Origin of the sequence: Xenorhabdus bovienii, from assembly GCF_024721015.1 — a bacterium.
Classification (GTDB): Bacteria; Pseudomonadota; Gammaproteobacteria; order Enterobacterales; family Enterobacteriaceae; genus Xenorhabdus; species Xenorhabdus bovienii.
This window is the reverse complement of record NZ_JANAIF010000154.1, coordinates 1-2,954: the sequence shown is the minus strand read 5'-3', so window position 1 is coordinate 2,954 and position 2,954 is coordinate 1. Positions and strand designations below refer to the sequence as shown.

Here is a 2,954-nt window from a genome sequence, read left to right as displayed (position 1 = left end):
TATCATTCAAATCAAAGAACTGATAAAAGTGAAATTCTCGAAAAGCCCCTTTTATCGTTATTTATGCCAGGCGGGTAACCACATCAGGCGAGGTGGTTCTGCTACTCCCCAGCAACAAAATCGGTTAGAATAAATTCCCTACAATAATGAGAATAAAATTTAATCTATGGATAGAAATTTTCGGAGAAAGGTTGTCGGCTGGTTTCGTGAAAAGATTAAGAATAATGTCTGGGTAAAATGGGGCTACATTCCGGTAATTGTGTTTTATCCTAATTCACTCAAATTGTGGTTCCGTGAACATGCCCCGGACTTTTTGCCGAACTTTGTAACTGATATTATTTTCTCAATCCCTATTGTCTTTGCTGTAATTTATATCCCACCGCTATTAATTGATTATCTGAAAAAAACAAGAAAGTGATTATCACCCTCTCGCCGTAACCCCGCCTGACTCCAGTATCCGATTGCTAGCTCTTTGCTTGGTTGAGTAAAGAGCTACATGTGGTAAGCAGCAGTTATTGAAGCTGTCTTCTTGTGGCTCATTAGAAAGCCCCTTAGCCTGAACAATCAGATTGGCTATTACATTAACGCCATCATTTTGTGGCTTACGCTTGAGTACCAGCACTTTGCGTGGTTCGGTTTCTACCCCTAATGCCTCATCGATGATATTTTCAAGCGCTTTTACTTCGGACTGGCGAATGTGTTCTTCTAAACGGTGATGAGTCACTAGATCGCCACGTTCCAGATAGCGGCACATTTTGGAACTCAACCGACCGCCTTTAGGTAGAATAGTGATACTTTCCATTTGATTACCCTCAATTAGTAAGTTTTGGGGCGTAGTTAATGAACTGAGGGGCTGTTTGAAATTTGCGCGTCACTAAAAGATATGCGCAAACTTTACAGCAACTCTGTGTCTATCCTTAGACTCTGCTAACCACGCCCCAAAAATCACTTTGGGTAGGGACTCCCCACACGGGCGGGGCATTCATTGTAGGTACTGCTTTACAGAGGAAAACCCAAAGCCCAGCAAACCGTTGGGCTTTTGCTTTCTGAGACCAAAACAATATTTGAGACGGTATTGCAGCTTCCCGAAATACTCAACATCGATAAATCAGTTGGCTACGGACTGGATTTGATAGGCCGACACATTGGTATTGGCCGGACAATGAAGTCATTTGTACCAAAAGACTATTTCGGCTGGCTGGGTATCAGCGGGGCGTTGGGATTTAACGACGGTCTGTTTTATCGATACGGCGACTCGCTGCAAAAATCCGTCAAACTGGATGATTCCGATTTCAGGTTCTTTATCAGAGCAAAAATCATCAAGAACTTTCAGAAACCCACTATTGAGGGAATTACTCATTCACTAAAACACCTATTAGGGGAATATTCATTTGTCATCGATAACTATGACATGACCATGAATGTGATTGTCCCTGCTGATTACCTGACCCCATTTCGATTACACGCCATTCTGAAACTCGATATTTTGAGTAGACCTGTCGGCGTTAAATACCAGTTCGTTGTTGTTAACAGTGACCGTCCGTTTGGCTGGGCGAGTGATACACGCTCATTTGGTTTTGGGGATGGTAAATTTACGAGGATTATCAATGTCAATCATCAATAAACCTGATTATAAAATATTCGCTAACGATGCGAAAACAGGTGAATTAGAAATGTTCCCCGATATCCTGCGCGGATGGGGAGTAACCGTAGACCGCACAGCCGGAAAACCGCCGATGGAGTGGTTTAACGCCCTAGGTAAACGCACCGATGAATGGATGATGTATTTATCTCAGCGCGGCTTGTCTGAATGGGACGCTGCCATCGATTACCGCCGCGTTATCCACCATCAGTAATCTGAAAAACATTGTTATTTGTGGGGCTGAATGGCGCGATGGGGGTAATACCTGTCGCATTGGTTTTCGATATATCGAGGTGTAATCATGCCAATAGTGTATGTGAACAGAAAAAATCCAGATTGGACATATTTGTTAGACGCGGTTGCAGCCAAAGGGTTGGCAGATGCCGTTTATGCAGTAACAGTCACTCAGGAGCAATTTGACAATCTCACCGCCTATCAATTTATTATTGATAATGGAGACTACATCTGTATCCCAAAATCACCCGAACCAAAACAGGCGTATAATTGGGATGGGGAAAAATGGGTTGCAGATAAACCTAAATTAAAACAATGGCAGATTTCTGAGGCGGAATATCAAAAACAGAATCTGATGACTGAGGCGCGAGATAAAATAGCGCCATTACAGGACGCCGTTGATTTGAATATCGCCACCGATGCCGAGAAATCCGCATTAACCGCTTGGCGTAAATACCGGGTGCTGCTCAATCGGGTGGATTGCACTACCGCCCCCGATGTCAAATGGCCGGAGCCGCCGAAGTAATGACAGGGGCTTGATGCCCCTCCCCTACCTCATTATTGAAATTGGGAGTGCGTGTCATTTTTGTGGCGTACTACTGTGTCACCAGCGTGTCATCGATATGTCACTATGTGGCACTTTTTGATTGTGTGAATGCTAATTTTGTTAGTTTACGCCGCAAGCGGCGGGGAATTCGACCCTAAGAGATTAAAATCAATTAGTTATTAATAGATAGGTAAACTCTTAATCAATTGGTCGGGAGTTCGAACCTCCCACGACCCACCAGATTTATCAAGGAGTTACGTTAATTTCGTAGCTCCTTAGTTTTTTTAGGATACCTCAGGGAAATAGTATAAATGGTTACTTAATCCTAGATTTTTCCTGCTCTGATCATTATTTTGCAAGATATCTATAAATTGCACTAAAAGGTATGTTATTGAAAAATAAGGCCGCATACCGGATGCAGAGCTATTGATTAAATGCATAGATGAAACAATTAGTAACCGACATTCCGCACCACTTTCAGGAATAAAATGATTCATAGGGTTGCCCCAATATTTTCAGCAGTTCATTTTG

At 42.8% G+C, this 2,954-nt stretch carries 4 protein-coding genes; 3 read left to right on the top strand and 1 reads right to left on the bottom strand.

The annotated features are described in order from the left end of the window. Nucleotides 1–421 precede the first annotated feature (421 nt). Nucleotides 422–802, bottom strand: a complete 381-nt coding sequence (locus NXS07_RS19245; protein WP_258087430.1) for a transcriptional antitermination N peptide — start codon at nt 800–802, stop codon at nt 422–424. Between the two features lie 192 nt (nt 803–994). Between NXS07_RS19245 and NXS07_RS19240 the strand changes: the two genes are divergently transcribed. From NXS07_RS19240 to NXS07_RS19230, 3 genes are all read left to right on the top strand, one after another. Beyond that, nucleotides 995–1,624 (top strand): baseplate wedge 1 family protein, encoded by a 630-nt coding sequence (locus NXS07_RS19240; protein WP_046337014.1) that lies wholly within the window; start codon nt 995–997, stop codon nt 1,622–1,624. Then, entirely contained in the window at nt 1,608–1,856 is a 249-nt protein-coding gene (locus NXS07_RS19235) for a hypothetical protein (protein WP_038221407.1), read from the top strand. The genes NXS07_RS19240 and NXS07_RS19235 overlap by 17 nt, the downstream gene beginning before the upstream one ends. An 87-nt stretch (nt 1,857–1,943) precedes the next feature. Continuing rightward, nucleotides 1,944–2,402, top strand: coding sequence for a tail fiber assembly protein (locus tag NXS07_RS19230; RefSeq protein WP_052726068.1), 459 nt, complete (start codon nt 1,944–1,946; stop codon nt 2,400–2,402). Nucleotides 2,403–2,954 lie beyond the last annotated feature (552 nt).

Excerpts from the sequence above, each read along its gene's own strand:
- NXS07_RS19230 (WP_052726068.1), top strand. The coding sequence starts at position 1,944 with ATGCCAATAGTGTATGTGAACAGAAAAAATCCAGATTGGACATATTTG.
- NXS07_RS19235 (WP_038221407.1), top strand. The coding sequence starts at position 1,608 with ATGTCAATCATCAATAAACCTGATTATAAAATATTCGCTAACGATGCG.
- NXS07_RS19245 (WP_258087430.1), bottom strand. The coding sequence starts at position 802 with ATGGAAAGTATCACTATTCTACCTAAAGGCGGTCGGTTGAGTTCCAAA.